Below are 26,265 nucleotides of genomic sequence, written 5' to 3' on the forward strand. Positions count from 1 at the left end.
CCGCCGGGAAGATCGCATCATGTATGTTCGACCCGTCATCGAAGGAAAGTTTCACGTGAAGAGGGGCAATGGGCAAGAAGCTTCAGATGCTCGCGCTACCGATCGCAGCCGCCGCGCTGGCCATCCTGCCGACCATTCCCGCCCAGGCCGCCACGGGCTACGACCGGTGCCATGACGGCAAGTACTGCATGTTCTCCGGCCTTGACGGCACGGGCGACATCATCGAGATCCAGAGCGACACGCCGGACCTCGCCGCCTTGAACATGGCGGGCCGGGCCAAGTCCGACTGGAACCGGACGAGCTCCTACATCCACCTCTACTCCGAAGCCAACTACGGCGGCTGCTCGGCGGTGACGACTCCGGGCGGCAAGGGCAACTTCTTCTCCACCTATCGCGACTTCTTCGACTCCGTCCGCATCGGCGGCCAGAACGGCCCGTCCTGCGGCATCGAGGACACCTTCCGGGTCAAGTCCCACTCCTGACGGCACCACGAAGCTGACAGCGGCACGAGGCTGGCAGCGGCACGAGCGCCCCGGCATCGCACCCGCGCTGCCGGGGCGCACTCATGTCCACTCGGTTGCCCACTGAACGTCCCGGGGTCCGCGCGCGTATCTCCTCATGGGTCGGCGCACCACACCCCTATCGCCGTTAGTACGGAACCACGCAGGCCGTCCCCGCGCCGAACAGGCCATCACTTCTGTACGGTTCCGGCCAACGGTGGACTGGTACGAGGAGGCATCGTAGTGGCCGTGCCGACAAGGCTTGGGCGGATGGCACTGACCGCGGCGCTGGCGTCGCTCGCATGGGCCGCCGCCGCCCCGGGCAGCGCCGTCGCCGAGCCGGCGCCCACCCCGCAGGCCAAGGCCAAGGCCAGGGCCAAGCTGGTCAAACTGAACGAGCAGGCCGACAAGGTCGTCGAGCAGTACAACCAGGCCACCGAGAGCTACCAGAAGGCCAAGAAGAAGTACGACGCCCTCAACGCCGAAGTCGGCCGCAAGGGCGTACTGGCCCACTCCCTGCGCAGGGACCTCGCCGCGGCGGCGGTGAGCGACTACCAGTTCGGCGAGTTCGCGGGCTGGCAGCGATTCATCGTCGAGGACACCCCCGAGGCGACCCTGGGCGGCATGGCCGCCCTCGACCAGATGGCGCGGGACAGGGCGGCGAAACTCCTCGCCTTCGAGGCGACCACCAAGGACCTGCGTGATCGGCGCGACGACGCCAAGACCGTCCTGGCCGATGCCGACTCCGCGCGCGACAAGGTACGCGGCCAGAAGACGGAGGTCGAGAAGCTCATCGCCGAACAGACCAAGATCCTGCGCAAGCTGGGCGCCTTCCAGAGCGGCAACCCCCACAGCACCGGCCTCAAGTACACCGGCCCGGCCTCCGGCAATGCCCGCGCCGCGCTGCAGTTCGCCTTCGCCCAGGTCGGCAAGCCGTACCGGTACGGCGCCACGGGCCCGAACTCCTACGACTGCTCCGGCTTCACCCAGGCCGCCTGGCGAGCCGCCGGGGTCGGGATCCCCCGCACGACGTACACCCAGTGGAGCTGGGGCGCGAGCCGCCGCGTGTCGCTCGACAAGCTGCTGCCCGGCGACCTGCTCTTCAGCAGAGGACTGGGTCACATGGGGATGTACGTGGGCAACGGCAAGATGGTCCACGCGCCGCAGACCGGGGACGTCGTCAAGGTGGTCGACCTCGACGACTACTGGCGCGCCCGCCTCCTCGGCGCCATCCGTCCCTGACCACGGCGCGGGCGGTCGCGGGTGCCGTGCGGGCGGCTACGATCGACTCGTCGAGCTGTGCGGAGGAGGCGGGTCGTGCCGGGCACCGAAAGGCCGAAGACCGGCCACACTCCCGAAGGCCAGGAGGCCGCCGAGCTGGCGAAGCCGGTCACCTGGCTCATGCTGATCTACCGGGTGCCCAGTGAGCCGACCCGGTTGCGGGCGGCGGTCTGGCGGCGGCTGCGCAACCTCGGCGCCGTCTACCTGCAGAACTCCGCGGCCGCCGCACCGCGCACGCCGCAGAGCGAGCGGATGCTGCGGGCGCTGCGCAACGAGATCGTCGAGTCGATGTCGGGCCAGGCGTTCCTGGTCAGCACCTCCTCGATCATCGGTGAGACCGAGCTGGTCGCCCTCTACAACGCCGCCCGCGACGACGAATACGAGGAGATCCTCGACAAGTGCGCCGACTTCCACGCGGGCGTGGCCAAAGAGGTGACCGCGCGGCACTTCACCTATGGCGAGCTGGAGGAGAACGAGGAAGACCTCACCAAGCTCAAGGGCTGGTACGCGAAGGTCAAGGCGCGTGACGTCCTGGGCGCCTCGCGGGGCAAAGAGGTGATCCAGGCGCTGGAGGACTGCGCGAAGACGCTGGAGGAGTTCGCCACCTCGGTCTACGAGGCCGAGGACAGCGCCATCTTCTAGTCGCGCGCATCCAGCCGCAGGGCGATGACGAAGGCGGCCATGAGGCACAGGCCGAGCACCGGCGTCAGCACCGGCTCCGGCACCGCGAACGCCAGCAGGACCACCGTCCCGAGCGCCAGCGTGGCGACGACGGCCGCGGCGATCTTCCAGTCGTCGCCGATGATCAGGTCGTACCAGAACTGGCCGAATCCTCGGATGAAACCCATGCTCCGCTCCTAGATAGACGCGCTCGGGACGGCGGGCCGCCTGAGGGCGTGGACCATCAGCCGCGACAGCCCGAACCACGCGGCGACGAGCACCGGGATCGCCAGGTCGGCGCCCGGCCACTCCAGGCTCTGGTGGCCCCCGGTGAAGACGCCCAGCCCTTCGACCGACCAGAAGGTGCCGAAGGCGGCGAGCAGCAGGCCGACGCCGTACTTCATGGTGTTCTCCGGCACCTTCGACAGCGGCCCCCTGACGGCGATGCCCACGGCGAGGACGAGGAGCACGCCGATGACGGCGGCGCCGATCGCCACCGGCATGTTCCCCGCGCTCAGGCCGAAGGTGATCACGATGAAGACCACCTCGACGCCCTCGAGGAACACGCCCTTGAAACTGATCATGAACGAGAACCAGTCGAGGCCCTTGGCCGTGACCGCGCCCGCGCTCTCGGCCGCCGCCACCTCGTCGGCGAAGATCTGGTCCTCGTCGTGCATGGCCTTGCGCCCGGACGAGCGCAGGATCGCCTTGCGCAGCCACTGCAGGCCGAAGATCAGCAGGAGGGTGCCGATGGCGAGCTGGAGTGCCGCCTTCGGCAACCAGGTCGCGAGGGCGTAGCCGGCGGCGGCGGTGAAGGCGGCCAGCGCGACGAGGGCCGCGGCCACGCCCGCGAGCGTGGAGCGCCAGCTCCGCGTCACGCCCATCGCCATCACGATCGTCAGGGCCTCCACCATCTCCACGATCGAGGCCAGCAGCACCGCCGCGCCCAAGCCCCATGCGGCCGCGTTCATCGGCCCACGTCCCTCCGCCACTTCTCTCCACGGCGAACCATCATCCGCTGCGAAATATAACAACTGTTAGTTTGCCCATATATCCAGCGCTATGTCTACGAAGCGTGGACCGGGTCGCCTGCCGCCGTACGAATTCCCCCCTGGCGATCATCGTCACTTAAAGCGATCATAAGTGTGCTTTAGGTGACGACGAAGGAGTGTGACGCCCTGGAAGAGAACCCGTCGACAGCGCTCGGTTCGGCCATGCCCGCGGAGCTGATGGCCGCCGGAGCACCACGACCGAGTCACGACCTCAGAGTGCCCGCGGACCTGGTCGCGGCGGCCGAGCACGGACTGGCCGCCGGCGGCCGGCCGCACAAACGCGTACTGATCATCGGTGGTGGAATGGCCGGTCTGGTCGCCGCCTACGAGCTGATGCGACAGGGGCACGAGCCCGTCGTCCTGGAGGCCCAGCAGCGGGTCGGCGGGCGCGTGCTCACCCTGCGCGGATTCGCACCCGGCCTCTACGCCGAGGCGGGCGCGATGCGGATCCCGCGCGTGCACGACCTCACCCTCGCCTACTGCGAGAGGTTCGGGCTGACCCTGCGGCCGTTCGTGATGGGCAACCCCCACGCCCTGGCCTACATCCAGGGCGTCAGGACCACGATCAAGGAGCTCAACGACAACCCCGACATCATCGACTTCGGCCTGGCCGAGCACGAGCACGGCCGCACCTACGAGGACCTGTGGCGCACCGCCACCCAGGAGATCCACGACCTCTACGCGCAGGAGGGCGAGAACGCGCTCGACCGCATCTGCGCCGAATATGACCGCTACTCCATCCGCAGCTTCCTACGCGAGCGCGGATTCTCCGAGGGGGCCATCGAGCTCTACGGCGTCATGAGCTTCCGGGAGGCCAACCTCAACGCGGCGGTCATCGAGCAGTTCCGCGAGATCATCGGGCGCGCGTTCGAGGACATGCAGGAGATCGAGGGCGGTGCCGACCGGTTGCCGACCGCCTTCTACCACGAGCTCAGGAACCACATCCGGTTCGGTCACGAGGTCTCCGCCATCGAGCAGGACGACCACTCGGTCACCCTGCACGTCAGGACCGGCTCGGGCCGGACGACGCTCACCGGCGACTACGCCATCTGCACGATCCCGTTCTCGGTGCTGCGTGACGTCGAGACCCGGCCCGCCTTCTCCCGCCGCAAGCAGCGCGCCATCCGGGAGCTCAACTACAACGCCTCCACCAAGATCCTCTTCCAGGTGCGGCGGCCGTTCTGGGAACAGACCGACGGCATCGTCGGCGGCACCACGGTCACCGACCTGCCGATCCGGCGCATCTGCTATCCCTCACATCCCTCCCCCGACGAACGCTCGATCCTGCTGGCCAGCTACACCTGGGGCCAGGACGCGCTGCGGTGGGGCGCGATGTCCTCGCAGAAGCGGATCGATCAGGCCCTCGAGGACGTGGCCAAGATCCACCCCAGCATCTACGACCACTTCGAGTTCGGCGTCACGCACGCCTGGTACAACGACCCCTACGCGGCCGGCGCCTTCGCCCTGTTCGAGCCGCACCAGCAGAGCAACCTGCATGACGCGATCATGGCGCCGGAGGGCCGGGTGCACTTCGCGGGCGAGCACTGCTCACTGTGGCACGCATGGATCGAGGGCGCCCTGGAGTCGGGACTCAGCGCGGCACGAGCCATACACGAGGCGGGCTGAGCACAGCCGGTGCGAATCGCGGAAGCGCCGCGCGCTTCCGCGATCCACGACGGGGCGGCCCCGACGAGCGCGCCGTCCTACCTAGCGGCCGAGCAGACAGTCGATGACTCGATCAAGGGCATCCGTGAGTACGTCAGGCGGAGTCGCGAAGTTGAGCCGGATGAAGCCCTTCCCTGACGCTCCGTGATCGACGCCCTCGGTGGTGGCGATGTTGGTCCGGTCCAGCAGGTGGGCCGCCGGGTCAGCGAGCCCGAACCGGCGCAGGTCGAGCCAGGCGAGGTAACCCGCGTCCGGCTCTCTGTATCCGATGTCCAGGTCGGCGAGCATGTTGGTGACCAGCTTCCGGTTGCCGTCCAGAAACCGGACGGCTTCGCGCAGCCACGGCCCGCCGTCGCGGAGCGCGGCGACGGTGGCGGTCATGCCGAGCGGGCTCATGCCGCCGACCGCCGCCCTCGGCAGGCTCTGCCAGAGCCGCGCGTCGTCTGGATTGCTGAAAGCGATCAGCCCGCACCGCAGGCCGGGGAAGTTCCACGCCTTGGTCGCGCTGATCAGAGTGATCGCGTTGTCGTCGAGCGAGCCGTAGGGGATGAAATCGAGCTGATAGCGCAGCGGCGCGTGGATCTCGTCGCTGATCACTCGCGCCCCGTGCCGCGCGGCGAGTTCGGCCAAGCCCTGCAACTGGTCGCGATCGAACACGCGGCCTGTCGGGTTGTTGGGATGGCAGAGGAGGACACTGCCCGCCCTCGCGCGCAGTGCCCGGTCGATGCCGTCGAGGTCGAGTTCGTAGCCTCGTTCTCCGATACGCATCGGAACTTCGACGGCCTCGCGACCGGCGACCCGGATGGCGTCGAAGAACCGGCCGTAGGTGGGGGTCGGCACGACCACCGGCGAACCCGCCCTGGTCAGATGCTTGATCGCCATGGTCACGCCGCGCATCAGCTCCGGCAGCAGCCGCACGCGGTCCGGGCCGAGCGGGAGACCGTGCACCTCGGTGAGCCATTGGCCGGCCGCCTGGGGAACCTCGCTGAGTTCGTCGGCGATCGGATAGCCGAACGCCTGCCGTCGCACGGCGTCCTGAACGGCGGCGAGGACGGGGCCGGCGACCGGCAGGTCCATCTCGGCGACGGTGAGATCGATGATGTCCCGGTCGTACTGAGACCACCGCTTGTTCCGCCGGGCGCGGGATCGCTCGAGGTCCCAGTCGAGGTCGATCGCCTTCTCGATCAAGTCATGCTCCCTACGTCTTGTGGGGTCGCGGCCGCTGCCAGTGATCGCTGGTGGCGCAGGCCGGATCGGTGCGCGAGGAACCAGATTCCCGCGCTGAACACACCGACGAGAATGGAGTCGTACGGCGCGGCGACAACGCCGGCACCTTCGAACGAGCCGAGCGCGGACAGCACTGCGAGCATGAGCAGGAAGCCCACCAGCCAGCCGCCCGCCGTTCGCATCCTGGCTGTTCGGACGAGGTAGATCAGGAAGCCGATCAGCAGCAACGGCACGGCGACGCGGATCTTTTCCCAGGTCGACCAGTAGAGAATGAGGCCGGAGAGCACGAAGGACGCGAAGCCGACCGGAATCGCCCACCTTCGGAGCCAGCCCTTCTCCAGCGGGGTTGTCGCCGCGAGTACGGTGACCGCGACCGAGACGGCCGCGTACGAGAGTCCGTAGTAGAAGCTCAGCGAGCTGGCGATGGATTTCCAGTTCCCGAAAATGAGCACGATGACCGAGCCGATGCCGACGTTGAGCAGCAGCGCGCGCCGGGGAATGCCGAACCGCGAGTCCACTTTTGTCAGTGCGGCGGGCAGCAGGCCGTTCTGCGCGGCGCCGTAGGTGTAGCGGCCCTTGACGCCGATGCCGATCAGCAGGCTGCCGGAGGGGGAGAAGATCGCGTCGGCAAGCAGCACGGTGGCGAACCAGGACAGGCCGAGCAGGGTGGCGAGCGAGGCGAGCGGCGAATTGAGGTTGATCCCGTGCCAGCCGCTGCCGAGCAGCCCGTTGGGCAACGAGAAGATCATCACCGCTTGCAGGCCCATGTACAGCACGATCGTCCCGGCCAGCACGATCAGCGTGGCCCTCGGCACAGTGCGGCGCGGGTCCTTCGCCTCGCCGGACATCACGGCCGCGGCGTTGATTCCGGTGAACGAGTACACCAGCCCACCGCCGACCACCGCGGTGAGTGCCGCCGAGACGCCGTAAGGTGCTATCCCGCCGCCGGTCGCCACGTTGGCCGTGTCGAAGCCACTGGCCAGCAAAAGGATCACCGTTAGCGCCGGGATCACCACCTTGATGGTGGCGACCACGTTGTTCACCTTGGCGAGCAGTTTGATCCCGAACAGGTTGAGCATGCAGAAGAACACGAGCAGCCCGGCGGCGATCAGCCGTCCCGCCAAGCTCAACGACTCGCCGGACATCACCCACGGCAGCCACTTGGCCGCGTATTGCACAACCGCCGTCGACTCACTCGGCCCGGCGCTGACGGCCTGGAGAAACACCGCCCAGCCGACCACGCTGCCGACCAACGGGCCTGACGCCAGTTGCGGCCAACGGACGTTGCCGCCGGACATCGGATGGCGGAAGGCCAGGTCGATGAAGGCGAGTGATACCAGAGCGGTAGCGACCGAGGCGATCGTCCAGGACAAAAAGGCGGCCGGCCCGGCCGCCTTGGCCGCGGTGTACGGCGCGAGCAGCCAGCCCGAGCCGATGACGCTGGAGAAAGTGATCAGGGAAAGGGACATCGTGCCGAGCCCGCGCCGCAGGCGCAGATCTTCGCCCGGCGAAACGCCCGACGGTGTCTGATTCATGCCCTGAACTATCGATGATGTCGGAATCGTGGAGGTAGACCCGAAATGCCTGGGGCCAGGGTTAGGCTGTGCCTATGACTGTCCCCGGCTACGGTGGGCCCGGTCACAAGATCGAGACAATGGATCTGGTCGTGTTCACCACCGTGGCCCGCACGGGAAGCCTCGGCGCCGCGGCGACCGAACTACGGCTGTCGATGCCGTCGGTCAGCGCCAGGATAGCCGCCCTGGAGCGCAAGCTCGGCGCCGCGTTGTTCGTGCGGGGCCCGCGGGGCAGCGTCACCACCCCGGCCGGCGAGCGGTTGAACGACTACGCACAGCGATGTCTCGACCTTCTCGACGAGGCGGCCATCGGCGTGGCGAAGCACGAGACCCAACGGCTCGTCCTCGCCGCGCCCGCGAGCCTCGGCGACGTCGTCTTCCCCGCCGTGCTGCGGGCGGTCGCAGGCGAACCGATTGCCGTGCACTGCCGGGTCGCACACAGCGGCGAGGTCGTCGGCCGTCTCCTCGACGGTAGCGTCCACGCCGGATTCGTGATGCCCAAGGTGCCGTTGCGCGGGTTGCGGTCCGAGCCGATCAACCGATCCGCGATGGTGGCGGTGTGCCCTCGGCACCATCCTCTCGCCGATCGCAGACGCCTCGGGATCGAGGACCTCAGCCGAACCGGCGTCATCGTCTACCGGTGGGGTCGCGACGCCCAGGAACTTTCCGCTTCCCTCGAACATCCGGACCGAGGACTCGACGCCCCGATCCACACCACCGGCCTGCCGTCGACCGCGATCCGGCTGGCGATCGACGCCGGCTTCGTCGCCATAGTCCCCGCCTTCGTCGCGGCACGATCGATCCGGGACGGCGACACTGTGCTCCTGCCGCTTCGGTTCGGCGGTTGGCGGGTCGACGTGCAGTTCGTCTACGCCTCGGCCACCGCCGACCGGCTCGGTGTGCGCACCCTGCTGGACAACCTGCCCGCCCTCCGCACCGCCTTCGACGAGGGTTGATCGGCAGTGGTTCGCCTCCTCTGCCGCCCTGGCCCTGAAGATCAGCGGCGGGCGCGTCAGGGGCGCGTCCGCTCGGCGTAGTGGCGCAGGTGCGCCGCCGCCGTGGTCAGGTCGGCGGCGGCCGTCGCGCAGGCGGCGACGTGGGCGTTGATCGCCTCGCGCAGCCATCGCGGCGTCTCGCCGGTCGCCAGCCTGGCCTCGATCTCGCGCAGGCGTACGGCGCAGTCGGTCAGGGCGCGGATGTCGGCCTGCAGGAGTGCGGCGTGGGCGGCGATCGCCGCGGAATCGGCTGGCATCGGTCCTCCGGTCGCGGGGGGGTCGGCCGCTCAGGGGCTTCGGCCGGTCAGAGGGTCGGTAGCGGGACGGCGGCGTCGCGGAGTGTCTGGCGGGCGGTGGCCGACAGGCACAGCAGCGGGCGGGCGCCGTCGAGGCCCAGCTCGCGGAGCTGGCGGGCCAGCGGGTGCGCCGACCCCGGCGCCACGGCCAGCCGGAGCCGTGGCACGGGATGCAGGCGGCCCAGCCCGCGGGTCCGTACGCAGGAGCGCAGCGCGGTGCCCGCCGCCCCCCGCGCGTAGCCGACCAGGTCGCGGTCGCTCACGGGCAGCCAGGGACCGAGGACCCCGCTCAGCGTGAGAAGCCGTTCGTCGAGGCCGCCGACGGCGACGCGCGCGTAGCCGCTGGTCAGCTCGAACTCCAGCGGCACCAGGTACGGCTCGCCGCCCCAAAGCCGCGGTGCCACGGCGCCGAGGGCGGCGGCGTCGATCACGGAGCCGGCCAGGAAGCTGCCCGAGCGCCGCCGGTCGGCCCCGCGCAGCAGATCGAGCCAGACGAGCGGCGACCTCGACCGCCACGGACCGGGTACGACGATCCCGAGGTGAAGCTCGCGGTAGCCGCCCGCGCTGGTACGCCGGTCCCAGGAGGCGTGCACGGCGACCAGGGCTCGCCCGGCGACCCGTACGGCGGGCCCGAACCCGGTCCCCTCCAGCAGTGCCGCCGCCCCCGCCGGATCCGCGGCGAAGTAGGCCGTGAGGCCGCTGCCGTTGTGGCACCTGATCGGCAGCTCGACCCCGTCCACGGCGTACGTGGGCACCGTGAGGAAGGGCGACCCGGCGGGGCGGGGCGCGCGGTCGGACAGCCGGTACGCCTGCGAGCGGACGACCTGCCCCCGGAACGGCCCGAGCCGCCCGTCGATCCGCCGACGGGCCTCGGGCAGGTCGTCGGCGATGTTGGCGATGTAGTGCTCGATGCTGTGGCAGAGCGGGAAGAGGTGGGTGGAGTCGAAGTAGTCCACGGCGTACCAGTCGGGATGCAGGTCGAAGCAGGTGCCCGCGCCCTGCCCGTCGAGGGTGGGGACGATGTCGTGCTGGTTGGTGACGCTGGCGACCCAGGTACGCGGGTCGGCGGGCCGCTTGAAGTCGACGGGCGAGCCGACCGCGACGGCGTGCGTGACGGTGTAGCGGGCGCAGAACTCCGCGTCCTGGGCCAGGTTCATGATGGCCGCGCCACCCGCGCTGTGGCCGATGAGAGCCAGCTCGGCCCCCTGGGGCAGGCCGTAGTCGTCGATGGCCTTGGCCAGCGCGCGGCTGTAGGGGCTGCTGTCCAGCACGGCGCTGCTGAAGGCGCCGAGCAGGTCCTGGGGCGAGTCGCCGTCGAGCCGTCCCGCCCGTATCCCGGGCGCCTGGACGACGTGGCGCACCGCTCCGTCGAGGCCCGCCACGCTCTGGATGAGCACCCGTCCCGTCGTACCGACCACGCTGATGTTGCGCAGGAACCCGAGCAGCGACCCCTGCGGGCTCAGCCGCGCGGTTTCGGCCGCGGACAGGTCGACCCGGCGCGCCGCCCCCTCCCCCGTGTCGAGGACGGCGACCATCTTGTTGCTCATGCCGGTGATCGGGTCGGCGGTGGCGTAGCCCTTGCCCGTCGCGATCAGCCAGGCGGTGTCGTCGTTGAGCGGGTTCTCGTCGAGCAGCGCCCGCAGGGCGAGGACCTCGCCGAAGACCGGGGCGAGGGCGCTGAGCGCGCGCACGGCGCCGCGGTCCTTGAGCAGGGCGCGCAGCGCGCGGACGGCCTCCAGGTCGCGGTCGGCGGCGGCCGCCTCGATGAGCCGGCCGAGCATGGGGTCGGCGCTCAGCTCGGGGTGGTCGAGGGCGACGGCGGCGATCCGCAGTCGCAGCGAGGTGGCCAGCACGCGGACGGCCAGGCTCTCCGCGCCCGCCATGCCGCCGAGCTTGGCCGCCAGGGCGCCCAACCGGCCGCCGGTGAGCGCGTAGCCCAGGCCCGCGCCATCGGTGATGGCGCGCAGCAGCGCCCGGTGGGCCAGGTAACCCGCCGAGGGGGCCTGCGGCAGCGCGCTGAGCAGGGCGCCGTCGGTGAGCGCGGCCGTGGCGTGGCCCGCCGCCTCCCGGATCGTGACCCCGATGTCGACCAGCTCGCGGGCCGCGGCACGCATCGACTCGGCGGCCGGGTCGCTCATCGGGCCGTCCGTCGCGTCATGCTGACGAAGCGGGGGCTTGGATCCTCCGGGACGTTGCGGTGCAGCACGTCCGACAGCGTCCGCGTGCTGGCGATGATCCGCATGCCGTGCGGGGAGAAGGTCGCGGCGTTGGACACCCGCGGGGCCAGCAGCGGATTGGTCAGCGCCTGGGAGAAGGCGTCGATGGCGATGATCTTCGTGAGCAGCGGCGGCAGGATGGCGTCGGGGCTGCCGGGCTCCTCGGCGAACAGGCCCACGTACAGGTCGAGGTCGTCGACACCGCGGTAGAGCTCCCGCAACGCGCCGCTGATCCGCCCGTCACCGGAGATCTGGTCGAAACCGCGCACCCGGGGGAAATTGCAGTGCTCGCGGTAGCTGTTGTACGGGGCCAGGCCGAGGGTACGCGAGTCGGCGATGCTGGCCATGTCCACCTCCCGCAGCAGGGGGTCGGTGTTGAACAGGCCGATGCGGCCGGCGCGCTGGCGGGAGGCGTCCTCGAAGAGCCGGCCGAGGCCGTGCTCCGGGATCAGCGCGCCGCCGAGCAACGTTCGCGCCATCGGCAGGTCGTGGCCGCCCACCGACAGCTGGGAGGGGATCAGGCTGTGCCAGCGGTAGACGAGGTTGAACTCCACCGAGGCCCAGTTCTCGCGGTGCCAGGGCACGTGGGCCAGCATCGTCGACAGCCGCGAGTCCAGGGTGAAGCGGAAGTGGTAGGGCGTGATGTGGTTGATGTACTCCTCGACGACCAGCTTGATCAGCAGCACGATGAGGATGTTGCGCGCCGTCTGGAACAGGCGCTCGTCGTCCCAGCGCGGGCAGAGCTGGCCGAGCAGGCGGGCCACCCTGTTGTGCTCGCGCAGGAACAGCACCGTCAGCATGGTGAAGCCGAGCTGGATGTTGCCCCGGTCGCTGCCGGTCGCGAACAGGGTGTCGCGCTGCTCGTCGGTGAGCTCGGCGAAGCGGATGACGCTCAGGGCGGCGAACTCCGGTTTGATCTTGCCGTTCTCGCACAGGTAGGGCGGGAACTCCCCGCCGTTGATGAACTGGCTCTTGAGCAGCCCACCATGGAAGGTACGCAGCGCCGCCGTCGCCGTCGCGTGCAGGCCGTAGACCTGGTTCAGGTCGATCTGGTGGTTGGAGCTGTTCTTGCGGGGGTCGCGCGGGACGTGGACGTCACCGCGCAGGAAACCGTCGGTGAACCACTGGGCGAAGTAGGCGAACAGCACCGTGGAGCGCGGGCACGGGATCATGCTCTCGCCACGGGTGAACAGGTCGGCGGCCTTCTCGGGGGTGGGCCGGGCGCTCTCGGGCACGGCGAGCGGGGGTACGTGCCTGCCGCTGTAGGTACGGTCGGTCAGCGAGGCCCATGAGGTGTAGTCGGCCATCGTGCTCAACGGCTCCGGCCGTGGCGGCATCTCACGGACCGCCTGGTCGATCAGCAGGGCGTTGAGGCGACGCCGTACGGGCCTGATGGACTGGACGAGATCCCAGAACGGCCGGCCGTGGGTCAGCGCCAGGAACCTGAGCCGGTTGACGGCCCCGTCGGTGGCGATGCTCCGCGCCGTCGCTCCGCCCTTGGCGGCCGTCCCGCTCTCGGCCGTCGTCCGGCGCCGCGCCATGGTCATCGTTCCTGGCCTTCGGCGCCGAGCCCGAGGACGAACCGGTCGGGGAAGATCCCGCCGGCCCGGACGACCTGTCCTTCCGGCGGTGGGAGCAGGCGCACCCCTGGACGCAGCAGCAGGCGGCGTACGGCTTCGCAGATGACGGCCCTGGCCGGATGCACGCCCAGGCAGGCGTGCTGGCCGGAACCGAAGAACAGCTGATGGTGCCCCGGCCGGTCGAGGCGGAACTCCTCGGGCTCGGCCACCACGTCCGCGTCGAACATGGCCGAGGCCGGCGCGGCGAGCACGAGCGTGCCCGCCGGGATCGTCGTGGCGCGGGGGGTGCCGGCGGCCAGGACGTAGTCGCGCTCGCACAACCGGGGCAGCAGCTTGAAGAACGGGTTGAACCGCAGCGCCTCCCAGACATAACGGTCGAAACGGCCAGGATCCGGGTCGCCGGCGGCCTCGATGGCCTGGGCCAGCACCTCCGGGCGCAGCAGAAGCTGCTCGACCGCCTCGACCATGGCTCCGGGCGCGCTCTCCACGAACCCCAGCGGCAGGCCGGCCATGTTGATCAGGACGCGTTCGTCGTCCACACCGATCTCGGCGGGCAGGACGGTGCCGGCGAGCCGGGTGAAGACGTCGTCGGGCAGGCGCCGTCCCGCCAGCAGCGCGGCCCGGCGTTCGGTGAGCCGCTCGCGCAGGTAGGCGATCATCTCCGCGCCCGCGCGGACCGACGCGGCCTGGATCTTCGGATCGCCCAGGAAGTTGGCGAAGCCGTCGGTGACGATGGCCCGCGTCCACCGCGACAGGGTCTGCGGGTCGGGGCCGGGGAAACCGAAGTAGGTCGCGGACACGCCCAGGGCGACGGGGCGGAACAGCCCGTGGACCGCTTCGACGCCGCCGGACGGCCAGGCGATGTCGAGCCGCTCGTCGGCCAGGCGCCCGGCCAGCTCGCGCACCCCCGGCACGTCGCGCGGGTCGAGCATGACCTGCATCAACCCTTTGTCCCGCCAGTTCATCGGGGTGGCGTCCCGGCCCAGCATGAAGGGGCCGCCCAGCGCGGCGTCGAGACGGGGACCGAAGGCGCGTACCGAGAAGACCGTCTCGCGGGAGAGCACCTCGGTGACGTCGGCGAAGCGGGTCACGACCGTGAAGGCGGGCGTGACGAAGATGGGGCGCCGCTCGCGGAGCTCGGCGAACAGGGCCCGCCAGTCGGTCCGCAGCCACTCCCGGACCAGGCCGAACGCGGAGATCGGATCGCGCGCCAGCGCCTCGTCGTATCTCTCCAGATGGCCGCCCGTGGTTGTCTGATCGACAGCACCCATGCCGTAGGCCCTTCTGTCCGACGCCGGAGCGAACAAAGATCATTACGGTCTGTAGCCGCAACTAGGCATGCGATACCCATTTCTTGGTGACTACCGTATGGAGTGTTTTGATTCCTCTGAGTGATGATGTCGTCACTTCCAGGTCATTGCCGTGCGCTGGGGACACAGCCGTTGAATGAGGAGCCCAACCGTCCTCGCTGATCATGGGAGGTAGCGTGAGCTCGTCATCTGCCCCGCGGCCGGATTCGGGCACCACGGATTCGGACCGGGCGGAGACGGTGATGGCCACCACCGGCCGCCGGACCGTCTACCTGATCGTCCTGGTGGTGTTGCCGGTGCTGCTTCCCGTCCTGGCCGTGCCCGCCGTCTGGGGATGGGGCATCGGGCCGCGTGACGTGGTGATCGCGGTGGTGATGTACCTGGTCAGCATCTTCGGGATCGCCATCGGCTACCACCGGCTCTTCACCCACCGCGCCTTCAAGTGCCGCCGGCCGCTGCGCATCGCGCTCATGCTGGCCGGGGGCATGGCGGTCGAGGGCCCGGTCACCCTGTGGACGGCCGAGCACCGCCGACACCACAAGTACGCCGACCGCGAGGGCGACCCGCACTCGCCGTGGCGTTATGGCGACAGCGGCCTGGCGCTGCTGCGCGGCATGGCACACGCCCACATCGGCTGGTTCTACACCGCACGCGACCGCTCCAGCCGCCGGCACTGGGTGCCCGACCTGCTGGCCGACCCGGACGTACGGCGGTTCGACGCCGCCTATCCGGCCGTGGCGGCGTTGTCGTTCGCGCTGCCTGCCGCGGTGGGCGGGCTGTGGTCCATGTCGTGGGCGGGGGCGTGGACGGCGTTGTTCTGGGGCGGGCTGGTCCGCTACGCCGTGGTGCACCACGTCACGTGGTCGGTGAACTCCATCGCGCACACCTTCGGCGAGCGGCCGTTCCGTACCCGGGACCGCTCGTCGAACGTACGGTGGGTGGCGTTGCTGACGCTCGGCGAGGGCTGGCACAACTGGCACCACGTGGAGCCGACCTGCGCGCGGCACGGGGTGCTCAGCGGCCAGCTCGACCCCAGCGCCCGGCTGATCCGCTGGTTCGAGCTGGCGGGCTGGGCCTACGGCGTGCACTGGCCCGACCCCGACCGCCTGAGCGCCCGCCGCGTTCCGCGTCCCTGACCGCGTCGGCCCGCGCGATCCCCGCTCTTGACGGCGCCGCCCCCCGGCGGCCGGATGGGCGACCTCGGCTGGACATCAAGCGTTCAACTGTCCGCCTCGCACATACCGCGTTACCGGGCGATTTTTGGGCAAGTCCGTTGTTATGGAGCGGGTTTCTCTGCTGGACTCCACCCCCGGACTGCTGGTGGACGACAGCGACGACGACGATCCGGTGCTGTTGCGGCCGGACGGCAGCCGGGTCGACACCTGGCGTGAGCACTATCCCTATTCCGAGCGGCTGGAGCGGCAGGACTACGACCACGACAAGCGGCTGTTGCAGATCGAGCTGCTGAAGCTGCAGTACTGGGTCAAGGCCAACGGCCAGCGCCTGGTGATCCTGTTCGAGGGGCGTGACGCGGCGGGCAAGGGCGGCACGATCAAGCGGTTCATGGAGCATCTCAACCCGCGCGGGGCGACCGTGGTGGCGCTGGAGAAGCCGTCCGAGCGCGAGCGTACCCAGTGGTACCTGCAGCGCTACATCGCCCATCTGCCCGCGGCCGGGGAGATCGTGCTGTTCGACCGGTCCTGGTACAACCGCGCCGGGGTCGAGCGGGTGATGGGGTTCTGCACCGAGGCCGAGTGCCGGGAGTTCATGGTGCAGGTGCCGCAGTTCGAGCGGGCGCTGGTGCGCGACGGCATCCACCTGGTCAAGCTCTGGTTCTCGGTGACGCGCTCGGAGCAGCGCACCCGGTTCATCATCCGGCAGGTGGACCCGGTACGGCAGTGGAAGCTGTCGCCGATGGACCTGGCCTCGCTGGACCGCTGGGACGACTACACCAGCGCCAAGGAGGAGATGTTCCTCAACACCGACATCCGCGAGGCGCCGTGGACGGTCATCAAGAGCAACGACAAGAAGCGGGGGCGCCTGGAGGCGATGCGCCACGTGCTGAGCCGCTTCGACTACGACAACAAGGACCACGAGGTGGTCGGCACCCCGGACCCGCTCATCGTCAGGTCGGCGTCCGACATCTACGACGAGGACCACACGGCCGCGGGGTCACCGGCCTGAAGCCTCACTCCCTGATCCGTGGAAGGTGACGGTCAGCTCGCCCTTGTCGACATCCACCGTGACGGTCGAGCCCTCGGGGACGTCGCCGCTGAGCAGCGCGCGGCCGATCCTGGTCTCGACCTCGCGGGCGATGTAGCGCCGCAGCGGCCGGGCGCCGTAGACCGGGTCGTACCCCTGGTTGGCGATGAGCCGCCGCGCCGCCTCCGTGACCTCCAGGTTGAGCCGCCGGTCCGCCAGCCGCTGCCTGATGTCGTTGAACATCAGGTCGACGATCAGCTCGATCTCGCCCTCGGTCAGCGGCTTGAACAGCACGATGTCGTCGACCCGGTTGAGGAACTCGGGCCGGAAGTGGCGGCGCAGCTCCCCCATCACCCGCTCGCGCGCCTCGGGCTTGATCTCGCCGTCGGAGGTGACGCCGTCGAGCAGGTACTGGGAGCCGATGTTGGAGGTCATGATGACCACGGTGTTGCGGAAGTCGACCGTGCGGCCCTGGGCGTCGGTCAGCCGCCCGTCGTCGAGGACCTGCAGCAGCGTGTTGAACACGTCCGCGTGGGCCTTCTCGATCTCGTCGAACAGCACCACCGAGTACGGCTTGCGCCGCACCGCCTCCGTCAGCTGGCCGCCCTCCTCGTACCCGATGTAGCCCGGAGGGGCGCCGACCAGACGGCTGACCGTGTGGCGCTCCTGGTACTCGCTCATGTCGATGCGGATCATGTTGTCCTCGGTGTCGAACAACGCGGCCGCGAGCGATTTGGCCAGCTCGGTCTTGCCGACACCGGTCGGCCCGAGGAAGAGGAACGATCCGATGGGGCGTCTGGGGTCCTTGATGCCGGAGCGGGCGCGGATGACGGCGTCGGCCACGAGCCGTACGGCCTCCTCCTGGCCGATGACGCGCTCGTGCAGGATCTCGTCCAGCCGCAGCAGCTTCTCGCGCTCCGCCTCCTTCAGCCGGCTCACCGGGATGCCGGTCCAGCGCGAGACGATGGAGGCGATCTCCTCCTCGGTCACGACCTCGCGCAGCAGCCGGTGCCCGTGCTGCCGGGTGTCCAGCCGCTCCTCCTCGCCGCGCAGCCGCCGTTCCAGCTCGGGGAGCTTGCCGTGGCGCAGCTCGGCGGCGCGGTTGAGGTCGTAGTCGCGCTCGGCCAGCTCCGCCTCCCGCCGTACGGACTCGATCTCCTGCCGCAGGGCCTGGACCTTGCGCAGGGCCGAGCGCTCGGCCTCCCACTGGGCCCGCATCGCGCCGGCCTCGGCGCGCAGGTCGGCCAGCTCCTTGCGCAGATCGGCGAGGCGAGCCTGGCTCGCCGGGTCGTCCTCCTTGGCCAGCGCGGCCTCCTCGATCTCCAGCCGCATGGCCCGCCTGGTCAGCTCGTCGAGCTCGGCGGGCATGGAGTCGATCTCGGTACGGAGCATCGCGCACGCCTCGTCGACCAGGTCGATCGCCTTGTCCGGCAGGAACCGGTCGGCGATGTAGCGGTGACTCAGATTCACCGCGGCGACCAGCGCGCTGTCCTGGATCTTCACGCCGTGGAAGACCTCCAGCCGTTCGCGCAGCCCGCGCAGGATCGAGATGGCGTCCTCGACGGAGGGCTCCTCGACCAGCACCGGCTGGAAGCGCCGCTCCAGGGCCGCGTCCTTCTCGATGTGCCGGCGGTACTCCTCGATCGTGGACGCGCCGATCATGTGCAGCTCGCCGCGCGCGAGCATCGGCTTGAGCATGTTGCCGGCGTCCATGGCGCCTTCGGTCGCCCCGGCTCCGACGACCGTGTGGAGCTCGTCGACGAACAGCAGGATCCGGCCCTCGGCCGCCTTCACCTCGTTCAGCACGGCCTTGAGGCGTTCCTCGAACTCCCCGCGGTACTTGGCGCCGGCCACGAGCGAGCCCATGTCCAGGCTGAAGATCGTCTTGTCGCGCAGTCCCTCGGGGACGTCACCGCGCACGATCCGCTGGGCGAGCCCTTCGACGATGGCCGTCTTGCCGACACCGGGGTCACCGATCAGGACGGGGTTGTTCTTGGTCTTGCGGGACAGGATCTGGATCACCCGGCGGATCTCGGAGTCGCGGCCGATGACCGGGTCGAGTTTGTCCGCGCGGGCCTCGGAGACCAGGTCGCGCCCGTACTTCTCCAGTGCCTCGTAGGCCACTTCGGGCATGGCGGAGGTGACCCGCTGGTTGCCCCGGACGGCGGTGAGCGACTCCAGGAAGCGGTCCCGGGTCAGTCCCCGGCCGTGCAGCAGCCGTCCCGAGGCGCCCGAGGCGCCCTCCTCGATCATGGCCAGCAGCAGGTGCTCGACGGAGACGTACTCGTCCTTGAGCCGCTTCGCCTCCCGCTCCGCGCTGTCGAGCAGCCGGGTCAGCCGCTGGGTGACGAAGACCTGGCCGGGTGTCGTCCCCGGCCCGCTGACCTTGGGCCGGCGGGCGAGCTCCGCCTCCAGGTCGGTGATCAAGCTGTCGGTGTTCGCCCCCGCCGCCGCCAGCAGCCGGGGTGCCAGCCCTTCCGGTTGTTCGAGCAAGGCCAGCAGGAGGTGCTCGGCGTCGACCTCGGTGTGCCCGTGGCGCACGGCCTTGGTCTGGGCGTCGTGCAGGGCTTCCTGCGATTTCTGCGTCATCCGGTTCGGGTCCACTCCAGCTCCCTTTTAGTGTCGTTCCGACAAGCGCCGCAGGGTCGTCTCCAGCTCTTCGATCCGGTCGAGCAGGTCGATCACCAGGCCGATGGCGGCGTAGTTGATCGACAGGCCGTGGTGCAGCCGCTGGATCCTGGCGGCCACGGCCACTTGGGCGGGCGGGAAGTACAGCTCTCCCCTGGCGTCCCTGACCGGTTCGAGCAGGCCGAGCGCCACGAGCCGGCGGATGGCCTCCGGGTGCAGGCCGGTGGCGCGCGCGTAGGAGTTCAGGTCCAGGCGCGCCGGCCGTACGAGTGCGTAGGTCATGAACGCCCCCTCGGGTCGAAGGCCGAGACGGCGGCGAGCTGCTCGAACAGGCTCCGCTCCTCCTCGGTGAGCCGAGGCGGCACCATGACGCGGACCTCGGCGAAGAAGTCCCCGGCGCCGCCACCGCGCGGGTCGGGCATGCCGCGCCCGCGCAGCCGCAGGCGGCGGCCGGTCGAGGTGCCCGGCGGCACCTTGAGCTTCGCCTCGCCGCCCGGCGTGTCGATGGCGACCGCGGCGCCCAGCGCGGCCTCCCAGGGCGCCAGCGGCAGGACGGCATGGATGTCGCGTCCCTCGACGCGGTAACGGGGATGGTCGGCGATCCGGACGATGAGGTAGAGATCGCCCCGCGGCGCGTCGCCGCTTCCGTGGCCGCCCTCACCGGCGAGCCTGACGCGCCGGCCGTTCGTGACGCCCGGCGGGATCGTGACGTCCAGTCGCCGGCCGCCGGGCAGCGTGATGGTACGGCGCCCGCCCTTGTAGGCCTCCTCGACCGTGAGCGTCAGCTCGGCCTCCTGGTCGGCACCGGGCACAGGCCCCCAGCCGCGCCCGCCACGGCCGCCTCGGGCGCCGAACATGCCGCCGAGCAGGTCCTCGATGTCGATGCCGCCCTCGAAGCCCTCTCCCCCCGCCGGACGCCGCTGACGGCCGCCCCCTGCGCGTGCGCGGGCGTACTGCTCGGGGTCCACGTCGGGCGGCACCTGGCGGAAATCCGGACCGAACGCGTCGTACCTGCGGCGCGTTTGAGGATCGGACAGGACGGAGTACGCCTCCGAGATCTCCTTGAACCGGTCCTCCGCCCCGGGATCCTTGTTGACGTCGGGATGGTTGGCGCGCACGAGCTTGCGGTAGGCCCGCTGGATCTCGTCCTGGTCGGCCTTCCGGTCGACGCCCAGCACCTCGTAGAAGTCCCGTCGGACGACCATCACTCCGCCTTCTTCGACACGACCACCACCGCGGGCCGCAGCTGCCGCTGTCCGTCGCCGTAACCAGGGCGCACCACCTGGACGACGGTGCCGGGCGCGACGTCGTCCCGTGCGACGGTGGCCACCGCCTCGTGGTGGACCGGATCGAAGGGCACATCGCTCTCGTCGTGGCGGGCGTACCCGAGGCGCGACAGCACCGCCAGGGCCTGGTCCCGTACGGCCCGCACCCCCTCGGCGATGGCGCGCGCGTCGCCTTCCTGAGCGGTCGCGTGGCCCAGGGCGAGCTCCAGGTTGTCCAGGATGGGCAGCCACTCGGCCGCCACCCTGTCCCGCTCCTCGGCCCGCAGCCGTTCGGCGTCCCGGGCGATGCGTTTGCGTACGTTGTCCAGCTCTGCGACCGAGCGCAGCCAGCGGTCCTCCAGTTCGGCCAGCTTCGCGTCGGTCTCCGCGGACGCGTCGGGGGGTGCTTCGGCCTGGTCCGTCCTGTCTTCGTGGCCGTTCATGTCACTCCGAGTCGGACGTGGTGAACTCGGCGTCGATCACGTCCTCGTCGCGGCCGGAAGCGGCCTCCGTCCTGCCCTGCGGTGGCACACCGGCCTGCCCCTCCGACCGGCCGCTGACCGCGAGCCCGTGGTAGACCTGCTGGAGTTCGCCGCTGAGGCCGCGCAACCGGTCGAGCGGCACCTCTTCCTTGACCGCCTGCCGGGCTTCCTGGACGAGTTGCTCCGCACGCGCCTTCTCGTGGACGGGGACCCCGTCGCCGAGCTCCTCCAGGCGGCGTTCCACCTGGTAGGCGACCGAGTCCAGCTCGTTGCGGGCGTCGATCGTCTCCCGGAGCCGGGCGTCCTCGGTGCGGTGCTGCTCGGCTTCGGCGACCATCCGCTCGATGTCCTGCTTGTCCAGGTTGGAGCTCTCGGTGATGGTGATCCGCTGCTCGGCACCGGTGTCCTTGTCGCGGGCGGTGACGTTGAGGATGCCGTTGGCGTCGATGTCGAAGGTGACCTCGATCTGCGGCTCTCCCCGGGACGCGGGGCGGATGTTCTCCAGCCGGAAGCGTCCGAGCACCCGGTTGTCGGCCGCGCGTTCCCGCTCCCCTTGCAGGATCACGATGTCGACGGCGTTCTGGTCGTCGTCGGCGGTGCTGAAGGTTTCGGTCCGGCGGGCCGGGATCGTGGTGTTGCGTTCGATGACCTTGGTCATGACGCCGCCGAGCGTCTCGACGCCCAGCGAGAGGGGCGTGACGTCGAGCAGGACGACGTCCTCGACCTCGCCCTTGAGGATGCCGGCCTGGATCGCCGCGCCGATGGCCACGACCTCGTCCGGGTTGACCGTCATGTTGGGGTCCTTGCCGCCGGTGAGCCTGCGCACGAGATTCTGTACGGCGGGCATGCGGGTCGAGCCGCCGACGAGGATCACCTCGTCGATGTCCGACGGCCTGAGCTTGGCGTCCTCCATCGCCTGCTCCACGGGATGGACGCAGCGCTCCACCAGGTCGGCGGTGATCTGCTCGAACGTGGAGCGCATCAGCGTGGTGTTGAGGTGCTTCGGCCCGGTGGCGTCCGCCGTGATGAACGGCAGGCTGATCGTGGTCTGCGTCACCGCCGACAGCTCGACCTTGGCCTTCTCCGCCGCCTCGAACAGCCGCTGCAGGGCCTGCGGGTCGCGGCGCAGGTCGATGCCCTGGTCCTTCTGGAACTCGTCGGCCAGGTAGTCGACGATCCGCCGGTCGAAGTCGTCGCCGCCGAGGTGCCCGTCGCCGGAGGTCGAACGTACCTCGACGACCCCCTCACCGATGTCCAGGATGCTGACGTCGAAGGTGCCGCCGCCCAGGTCGAAGACCAGCACGGTCTCGTTGGACTTCTTGTCCAGCCCGTAGGCCAGCGCGGCGGCGGTCGGCTCGTTGATGATCCGCAGGACTTCCAGCCCGGCGATGCGGCCCGCGTCCTTGGTCGCCTGGCGCTGGGCGTCGTTGAAGTAGGCCGGGACGGTGATGACGGCCTCGGTCACCTTCTCACCGAGGTACTTCGCCGCGTCGGCGACGAGCTTCCTCAGCACCAGGGCCGAGACCTCCTCCGGCGCGTACTGCTTGTCGCCGACCTGGAAGCGTACCGACCCGTCCGGCCCTTCCACCACGTCGAAGGAGACCGCGTGGATCTCGCTCTCGACCTCGTTGAAGCGGCGGCCGATGAACCGCTTGGCGGAGTAGATCGTCCCCTTCGGGTTGAGGATGGCCTGACGACGGGCCAGCTGACCGACCAGCCGCTCGCCCTGGTCGGTGAACGCCACCACCGACGGTGTCGTCCGTGACCCCTCCGCGTTGGGAATGACCGTGGGCTGACCGTCCTCTGTGGCGGCGATCACCGAGTTGGTCGTACCGAGATCGATACCGACTGCTTTCGCCATGGCGAGCTCCCCCTAGCCGCTTTTTTTGCTAGCCGCTTTTCTCGCTAGCCGCTTTTCTCGCTAGCCGCTTGTCTTGCCGAGCAGTTCCTGAGCCCTGGCCACGTGGTCGGATTCGACGAGGACGTCGTACTTGTCGGCTACCAGCCCGCTCTCCGAGACGAAGTCCCGGCGACCGCCGTGCACCGAGTGCGAGATCAGGCCGTAGATCGCTCCGGCGACCAGTCCCCACAGCAGGCCCCACAGCAGCAGGCCGACCATGGCCGAGGGCCTGGGCGCGAAGAAGATCCCCAGGAACAGGCCGATGAGCACACCGAACCAGGCTCCGGACGCGGCGCCCAACCCGGCGGCGCGCAGGTACGTCATGCGCGAGACCACTCGCTCGATCGAGCGCAGTCCCACGCCTACGATGAGCGTTCCCTGTACGGGGAACCCGTGGTCGGACAGGAAGTCCACGGCCTTCTCGGCCTCGGCGTACGTCGGATAGCTGGCGACCGGGACCCGGTTCGCGGTGATCGGGCCTGGTGATGCTAGAGACATGACTCCTCCTCGCGCTCAGGCGGGATACCTCTGCGTACGCTTTCGAGGCTTATCCGGGCATCCGTCCGCCACATCCCCCAGATGTGTAGTCATCACCGTCTGTTACGGTTTGGTGCCGCTCAGGCTCCCGCCACACCGGACGGGCCGGACTCGACCCTCCCCTGCGACACCACGAGACGGACGAGCTCGATGCGGGAGTTGATCTGCAGCTTGCGGTAGACGTGCCGCAGGTGGAAGGCCACCGTGTGCACGCTGATGAACGTCTGCTCGGCGATCCGCCGGTTGGTCCAACCGTCGGCGACGAGCAGCGAGATGTTCCGCTCGGTCTCGGTGAGGCTGTCCCAGCCGGAGACCGGCCGCTCGGCGTAGCTCCAGTGGCGGTGGCGGACGCCCATGCCGCGCAGCCTCTGGCGGACGCGCGCCGAGTCCCTGACGGAGCCGATGTCCTGGTAGATCGAGAGGGCGCGATCCAGGTTGGCGGCCGCATCCTCGTGCCGTCCGGCCGCGACGAGCGCCATGCCGAGGTCCTCCACGGCCGAAGCCCGCGCCCACGCGTCGTCCGTCCGCTCGGCGGCCTGGGAGAGGGCGTCGCAGTCGCCGTCGAGCAGGCCACGGGCGTGCGCGGCCGAGGCGACCAGCGCGGCGAACTCCGGGTTGCCCTTGCTGAGCGCCTCCACGGTGACCACGACCGCCTCGGCCGCCGCACGGTCGCCGGCGGCGAGGGCGACGCGGACCATCCACGCGCTCGCCGTGGGATCCACAGCGAGCATCGCGCGCAGCCGCCCGCGTGGTACGGGAGAGTCCGCGAGCCCGAGCGAGACGGGAAGATCCACCTGGCCGTTTGGGGCGGAAAGGGCCGTGAGCAGCGTCATCGCGCTCAGCGGTCCGTCGCGTACCTCGGCGACCTGTGCCGTCAGCAGGGTGTGCCGCGGATGGCCGTCGAGTGGACCGCCTGTTCCGTCCGCGACGTACCGCGACGCCGCGCGCAGGTCGCCGCGCCGTAGCGCCACGGTGGCGAGGACGGCGTTGGCCACCGTGGCGGGCAGCGGGGTGCCCAAGGTGGTGGCCAGGTCCAGGGCTCTCTCCGCCTCGGTGACGGCGTCGGCGAAACGGCCCGCTGCGAGCTCGGCCCGGGCCTCCAGAGCGGAGGCGTCCGCGGTCCAGGTCAGATGGTTGTCGGCGGACATGTCCGCACGAGCCTCCCGGAGGATCGCGCGGGCCTCGTCGAGCCGGTGGATGTTCATGAGCAGCGCGGCGGAGACGAGCAGGGAGTCGTAGCGATGCACGTGCGACTCGTCCGTCCCGGCCAGCCGCCTGGCGTCCTCGGCGAACGCCAGCGCCTCGGAGAGCCGGCCCTCTTCCCACTCGGTGACCGCGAGCACCACCAGGGCAGCGACCTGAGCCGCCGAACCGTAGCGGGCGCCGCCTTCCAGGACCTCGTACGCGTACTCCCGGGCGGACGTGCCCGACTCCCGCAGGCGTGTCAGGGCGTACAGCCGGATCAGGATCGCCCGATCGCGCACGTGGCTGGCCAGGTCGGGTACGGCCAGCACCGTCTCGGCCTGCCGCAGGGCCTCGTCGATCCGGCCGGTCAGATACATGATGTCGGACAGGAGGCAGCGCAGTTCGGCCGCGTCGTCCGCCGGGTCACGATCGGCCAAACCCCCGTTGACCAGCCGCTCAGCCTCCTGCAGCCGCCCCCCGGCGATGGCCGCGTCGATGAGGGCGACCAGGTGGCCGGGGCCGGGGCCGGAGACCTCCGGTGACCGACTCGCCGGTCCGGCGTGGACGTCCGGTGGCCGGCTCGCGAGTTCGGTGTGGGTGCGGACGCCGAGCTGGTCCCGCAGCGCGTGCCGTACCGGCTGCGGGACCCGCGTGGCGACCACGAGCCTGACCAGCTCGTGGCGGAAGGTGAGACCATCGGCGTCGGCGGCCAGGATGCCCGCCGCCATGCACTCCTCGACCAGGGGAAGCAGCGCGGCCGGTGTGGTGCCCAGCAATGAAGCGGCCTGCTCCGGCGAGAACGACCGGCCGAGCACGGCGACGGTCTCCACCAGGTTTCTGGCGCCGGTGCTGAGGGCCTCGATCCAGTGCCGCACGACCAGCCGCAGCCGGTGGGGAATGTGCGCGTTCGGCGGGCAGGCACCGTCGATCACGGTTCCCAGCAGCCCTTCGGCTCGGAGACCGGCGAGGAGTTCGCTGATCAACAGCGGATTGCCGCCGGCGTCGCCCGCCGATGCCAGCGTCGCCGGATCGGGCGGCATCCCGAGCGTCTCCGTCATCAGCCCGATGGCCGCCTCGGGAGAGAGCGGTCCGAGTTCGACCCTGGCGGCCCCTTCCCGCTCCAAGAGGTCGAACAGGAAGGCGGCCTGGCCGTGCTCCCGGGCTGTCGAGCGGCTCAGCAGCCAGCCGATGGGCCGGGGTGCGAGCATGTGGTGGAGGGCGCGCAGCACCATGAGCGTCATCGGGTCCGCCCTGTGCAGATCGTCCAGCACGGCCAGCACCGGCTCGGCGGCCCGCTCCTCGAAGCCCGCCTTCAGGCGTTCGAGGGTACGCGCCCGAGAGGCGCCGGGATCAGCGTAGGCGGCCGGGTCGAATCGCAGATCGAGCGCCTGGAACAGCATGCCGCACGGGAGCAGCTCGCCCAGTTCCTCCGGGTTGCCCCGGAGCACGCTGATGTGGCGCTCGCCCGCGGCTGTTGCGGCTTCGTCGAGCAGCCGGGTCCGGCCCGCCCCGGGTTCACCGTCCACCAGCAGGGTCCCGCCCGCGCCTCCTTCGACCGTGCGCAGCAGGTTGTCGACATAGTGCCATTCCCGGTCACGCTCCCACATCTCATATCACCCAAATCAACCGCTTTCCGGGCAGGGACCTGCAAATCCCACCTCAGGGAAGATCTTTCGGACCGGTGGATGACTGGTGCGACCTGGGAGGGAG

At 70.1% G+C, this 26,265-nt stretch carries 22 protein-coding genes; 7 read left to right on the plus strand and 15 right to left on the minus strand.

Annotation, left to right across the window (positions count from 1 at the left end; genetic code table 11):
• Positions 1 to 68 precede the first annotated feature (68 nt).
• From AB0B61_RS45145 to AB0B61_RS45155, 3 genes are all read left to right on the plus strand, one after another.
• On the plus strand, positions 69 to 482 hold the full coding sequence (locus tag AB0B61_RS45145; protein ID WP_358446293.1) for a peptidase inhibitor family I36 protein: 414 nt from the start codon (positions 69 to 71) through the stop codon (positions 480 to 482).
• A 288-nt stretch (positions 483 to 770) separates the two neighbouring features.
• The gene (locus AB0B61_RS45150) at positions 771 to 1,742 is read left to right on the plus strand and encodes an NlpC/P60 family protein (protein WP_358446296.1); all 972 of its coding nucleotides are present in this window, start codon (positions 771 to 773) and stop codon (positions 1,740 to 1,742) included.
• Between the two features lie 75 nt (positions 1,743 to 1,817).
• Positions 1,818 to 2,423, plus strand: coding sequence for a Chromate resistance protein ChrB (locus tag AB0B61_RS45155; protein WP_358446299.1), 606 nt, complete (start codon positions 1,818 to 1,820; stop codon positions 2,421 to 2,423).
• Here the strand turns inward: AB0B61_RS45155 and AB0B61_RS45160 are convergent.
• Positions 2,420 to 2,629 (minus strand): hypothetical protein, encoded by a 210-nt coding sequence (locus AB0B61_RS45160; RefSeq protein WP_358446302.1) that lies wholly within the window; start codon positions 2,627 to 2,629, stop codon positions 2,420 to 2,422. The two genes, AB0B61_RS45155 and AB0B61_RS45160, sit on opposite strands and share 4 nt — an antisense overlap.
• A gap of 9 nt (positions 2,630 to 2,638) precedes the next feature.
• The gene (locus tag AB0B61_RS45165) at positions 2,639 to 3,412 is read right to left on the minus strand and encodes a hypothetical protein (protein ID WP_358446305.1); all 774 of its coding nucleotides are present in this window, start codon (positions 3,410 to 3,412) and stop codon (positions 2,639 to 2,641) included.
• 183 nt (positions 3,413 to 3,595) lie between these two features.
• Here AB0B61_RS45165 and AB0B61_RS45170 point away from each other — a divergent pair, with 183 nt between their 5' ends.
• Complete coding sequence (locus AB0B61_RS45170) at positions 3,596 to 5,119, plus strand: flavin monoamine oxidase family protein (protein WP_358446308.1); 1,524 nt, start codon at positions 3,596 to 3,598, stop codon at positions 5,117 to 5,119.
• 81 nt (positions 5,120 to 5,200) lie between these two features.
• Here the strand turns inward: AB0B61_RS45170 and AB0B61_RS45175 are convergent, their stop codons facing one another.
• Together AB0B61_RS45175 and AB0B61_RS45180 are read right to left on the minus strand one after the other, a co-directional pair.
• Positions 5,201 to 6,346 carry an aminotransferase class I/II-fold pyridoxal phosphate-dependent enzyme gene (locus tag AB0B61_RS45175; protein ID WP_358446311.1) on the minus strand — a complete coding sequence of 382 codons (1,146 nt, stop codon included), beginning with the start codon at positions 6,344 to 6,346 and terminating at the stop codon, positions 5,201 to 5,203.
• Entirely contained in the window at positions 6,343 to 7,920 is a 1,578-nt protein-coding gene (locus AB0B61_RS45180; RefSeq protein WP_358446314.1) for an APC family permease, read from the minus strand. Before AB0B61_RS45180 ends, AB0B61_RS45175 begins: the two co-directional genes overlap by 4 nt.
• Positions 7,921 to 8,039: 119 nt before the next feature.
• Between AB0B61_RS45180 and AB0B61_RS45185 the strand changes: the two genes are divergently transcribed.
• Positions 8,040 to 8,915 carry a LysR family transcriptional regulator gene (locus AB0B61_RS45185; protein ID WP_358446317.1) on the plus strand — a complete coding sequence of 292 codons (876 nt, stop codon included), beginning with the start codon at positions 8,040 to 8,042 and terminating at the stop codon, positions 8,913 to 8,915.
• 56 nt (positions 8,916 to 8,971) lie between these two features.
• On the opposite strand, the gene AB0B61_RS45190 is transcribed toward AB0B61_RS45185, so the two are convergent.
• The 4 genes from AB0B61_RS45190 to AB0B61_RS45205 are packed head-to-tail and all read right to left on the minus strand — an operon-like array spanning position 8,972 to position 14,317.
• Positions 8,972 to 9,211: a hypothetical protein gene (locus AB0B61_RS45190; RefSeq protein ID WP_358446320.1), complete on the minus strand. Its 240-nt coding sequence runs from the start codon at positions 9,209 to 9,211 to the stop codon at positions 8,972 to 8,974.
• Between the two features lie 47 nt (positions 9,212 to 9,258).
• On the minus strand, positions 9,259 to 11,388 hold the full coding sequence (locus AB0B61_RS45195) for a hypothetical protein (RefSeq protein ID WP_358446323.1): 2,130 nt from the start codon (positions 11,386 to 11,388) through the stop codon (positions 9,259 to 9,261).
• Positions 11,385 to 13,013 carry a peroxidase family protein gene (locus AB0B61_RS45200; protein ID WP_358446326.1) on the minus strand — a complete coding sequence of 543 codons (1,629 nt, stop codon included), beginning with the start codon at positions 13,011 to 13,013 and terminating at the stop codon, positions 11,385 to 11,387. The genes AB0B61_RS45195 and AB0B61_RS45200 overlap by 4 nt, the downstream gene beginning before the upstream one ends.
• Positions 13,010 to 14,317, minus strand: coding sequence for a cytochrome P450 (locus tag AB0B61_RS45205; protein WP_358446329.1), 1,308 nt, complete (start codon positions 14,315 to 14,317; stop codon positions 13,010 to 13,012). Before AB0B61_RS45205 ends, AB0B61_RS45200 begins: the two co-directional genes overlap by 4 nt.
• Before the next feature lie 215 nt (positions 14,318 to 14,532).
• Here AB0B61_RS45205 and AB0B61_RS45210 point away from each other — a divergent pair, with 215 nt between their 5' ends.
• Positions 14,533 to 15,492, plus strand: coding sequence for an acyl-CoA desaturase (locus AB0B61_RS45210; RefSeq protein WP_358446332.1), 960 nt, complete (start codon positions 14,533 to 14,535; stop codon positions 15,490 to 15,492).
• Positions 15,493 to 15,634: 142 nt separating this feature from the next.
• On the plus strand, positions 15,635 to 16,540 hold the full coding sequence (gene ppk2 / locus AB0B61_RS45215; RefSeq protein ID WP_358446335.1) for a polyphosphate kinase 2: 906 nt from the start codon (positions 15,635 to 15,637) through the stop codon (positions 16,538 to 16,540).
• On the opposite strand, the gene clpB is transcribed toward ppk2, so the two are convergent.
• The 7 genes from clpB to AB0B61_RS45250 all read right to left on the minus strand — a co-directional run bounded on the left by clpB (position 16,529) and on the right by AB0B61_RS45250 (position 26,162).
• Positions 16,529 to 19,162 carry an ATP-dependent chaperone ClpB gene (gene clpB / locus AB0B61_RS45220; protein WP_358446338.1) on the minus strand — a complete coding sequence of 878 codons (2,634 nt, stop codon included), beginning with the start codon at positions 19,160 to 19,162 and terminating at the stop codon, positions 16,529 to 16,531. The genes ppk2 and clpB overlap by 12 nt on opposite strands.
• 12 nt (positions 19,163 to 19,174) lie before the next feature.
• Positions 19,175 to 19,468, minus strand: a complete 294-nt coding sequence (locus AB0B61_RS45225; RefSeq protein ID WP_358446341.1) for a chaperone modulator CbpM — start codon at positions 19,466 to 19,468, stop codon at positions 19,175 to 19,177.
• The gene (locus AB0B61_RS45230; protein WP_358446344.1) at positions 19,465 to 20,391 is read right to left on the minus strand and encodes a DnaJ C-terminal domain-containing protein; all 927 of its coding nucleotides are present in this window, start codon (positions 20,389 to 20,391) and stop codon (positions 19,465 to 19,467) included. The genes AB0B61_RS45225 and AB0B61_RS45230 overlap by 4 nt, the downstream gene beginning before the upstream one ends.
• Positions 20,391 to 20,894, minus strand: a complete 504-nt coding sequence (locus AB0B61_RS45235; RefSeq protein WP_358446347.1) for a nucleotide exchange factor GrpE — start codon at positions 20,892 to 20,894, stop codon at positions 20,391 to 20,393. Before AB0B61_RS45235 ends, AB0B61_RS45230 begins: the two co-directional genes overlap by 1 nt.
• A 1-nt stretch (position 20,895) precedes the next feature.
• Positions 20,896 to 22,794: a molecular chaperone DnaK gene (gene dnaK / locus AB0B61_RS45240; RefSeq protein ID WP_358446350.1), complete on the minus strand. Its 1,899-nt coding sequence runs from the start codon at positions 22,792 to 22,794 to the stop codon at positions 20,896 to 20,898.
• Between the two features lie 60 nt (positions 22,795 to 22,854).
• Positions 22,855 to 23,331: a general stress protein gene (locus tag AB0B61_RS45245; protein WP_358446354.1), complete on the minus strand. Its 477-nt coding sequence runs from the start codon at positions 23,329 to 23,331 to the stop codon at positions 22,855 to 22,857.
• Positions 23,332 to 23,450: 119 nt separating this feature from the next.
• Positions 23,451 to 26,162 (minus strand): AAA family ATPase, encoded by a 2,712-nt coding sequence (locus AB0B61_RS45250; protein WP_358446357.1) that lies wholly within the window; start codon positions 26,160 to 26,162, stop codon positions 23,451 to 23,453.
• Between the last annotated feature and the right edge of the window lie 103 nt (positions 26,163 to 26,265).

The organism is Nonomuraea sp. NPDC049158 (genome assembly GCF_040648335.1).
In the GTDB taxonomy this organism is placed as follows: domain Bacteria; phylum Actinomycetota; class Actinomycetes; order Streptosporangiales; family Streptosporangiaceae; genus Nonomuraea.

Coding starts and splice junctions, on each gene's coding strand:
- AB0B61_RS45145 (WP_358446293.1), top strand. CDS start 69: ATGGGCAAGAAGCTTCAGATGCTCGCGCTACCGATCGCAGCCGCCGCG.
- AB0B61_RS45150 (WP_358446296.1), top strand. CDS start 771: ATGGCACTGACCGCGGCGCTGGCGTCGCTCGCATGGGCCGCCGCCGCC.
- AB0B61_RS45160 (WP_358446302.1), bottom strand. CDS start 2,629: ATGGGTTTCATCCGAGGATTCGGCCAGTTCTGGTACGACCTGATCATC.
- AB0B61_RS45165 (WP_358446305.1), bottom strand. CDS start 3,412: ATGAACGCGGCCGCATGGGGCTTGGGCGCGGCGGTGCTGCTGGCCTCG.
- AB0B61_RS45180 (WP_358446314.1), bottom strand. CDS start 7,920: ATGAATCAGACACCGTCGGGCGTTTCGCCGGGCGAAGATCTGCGCCTG.
- AB0B61_RS45185 (WP_358446317.1), top strand. CDS start 8,040: ATGGATCTGGTCGTGTTCACCACCGTGGCCCGCACGGGAAGCCTCGGC.
- AB0B61_RS45190 (WP_358446320.1), bottom strand. CDS start 9,211: ATGCCAGCCGATTCCGCGGCGATCGCCGCCCACGCCGCACTCCTGCAG.
- AB0B61_RS45195 (WP_358446323.1), bottom strand. CDS start 11,388: ATGAGCGACCCGGCCGCCGAGTCGATGCGTGCCGCGGCCCGCGAGCTG.
- AB0B61_RS45200 (WP_358446326.1), bottom strand. CDS start 13,013: ATGACCATGGCGCGGCGCCGGACGACGGCCGAGAGCGGGACGGCCGCC.
- AB0B61_RS45205 (WP_358446329.1), bottom strand. CDS start 14,317: ATGGGTGCTGTCGATCAGACAACCACGGGCGGCCATCTGGAGAGATAC.
- ppk2 (WP_358446335.1), top strand. CDS start 15,635: ATGGAGCGGGTTTCTCTGCTGGACTCCACCCCCGGACTGCTGGTGGAC.
- AB0B61_RS45225 (WP_358446341.1), bottom strand. CDS start 19,468: ATGACCTACGCACTCGTACGGCCGGCGCGCCTGGACCTGAACTCCTAC.
- AB0B61_RS45230 (WP_358446344.1), bottom strand. CDS start 20,391: ATGGTCGTCCGACGGGACTTCTACGAGGTGCTGGGCGTCGACCGGAAG.
- AB0B61_RS45235 (WP_358446347.1), bottom strand. CDS start 20,894: ATGAACGGCCACGAAGACAGGACGGACCAGGCCGAAGCACCCCCCGAC.
- dnaK (WP_358446350.1), bottom strand. CDS start 22,794: ATGGCGAAAGCAGTCGGTATCGATCTCGGTACGACCAACTCGGTGATC.
- AB0B61_RS45245 (WP_358446354.1), bottom strand. CDS start 23,331: ATGTCTCTAGCATCACCAGGCCCGATCACCGCGAACCGGGTCCCGGTC.
- AB0B61_RS45250 (WP_358446357.1), bottom strand. CDS start 26,162: ATGTGGGAGCGTGACCGGGAATGGCACTATGTCGACAACCTGCTGCGC.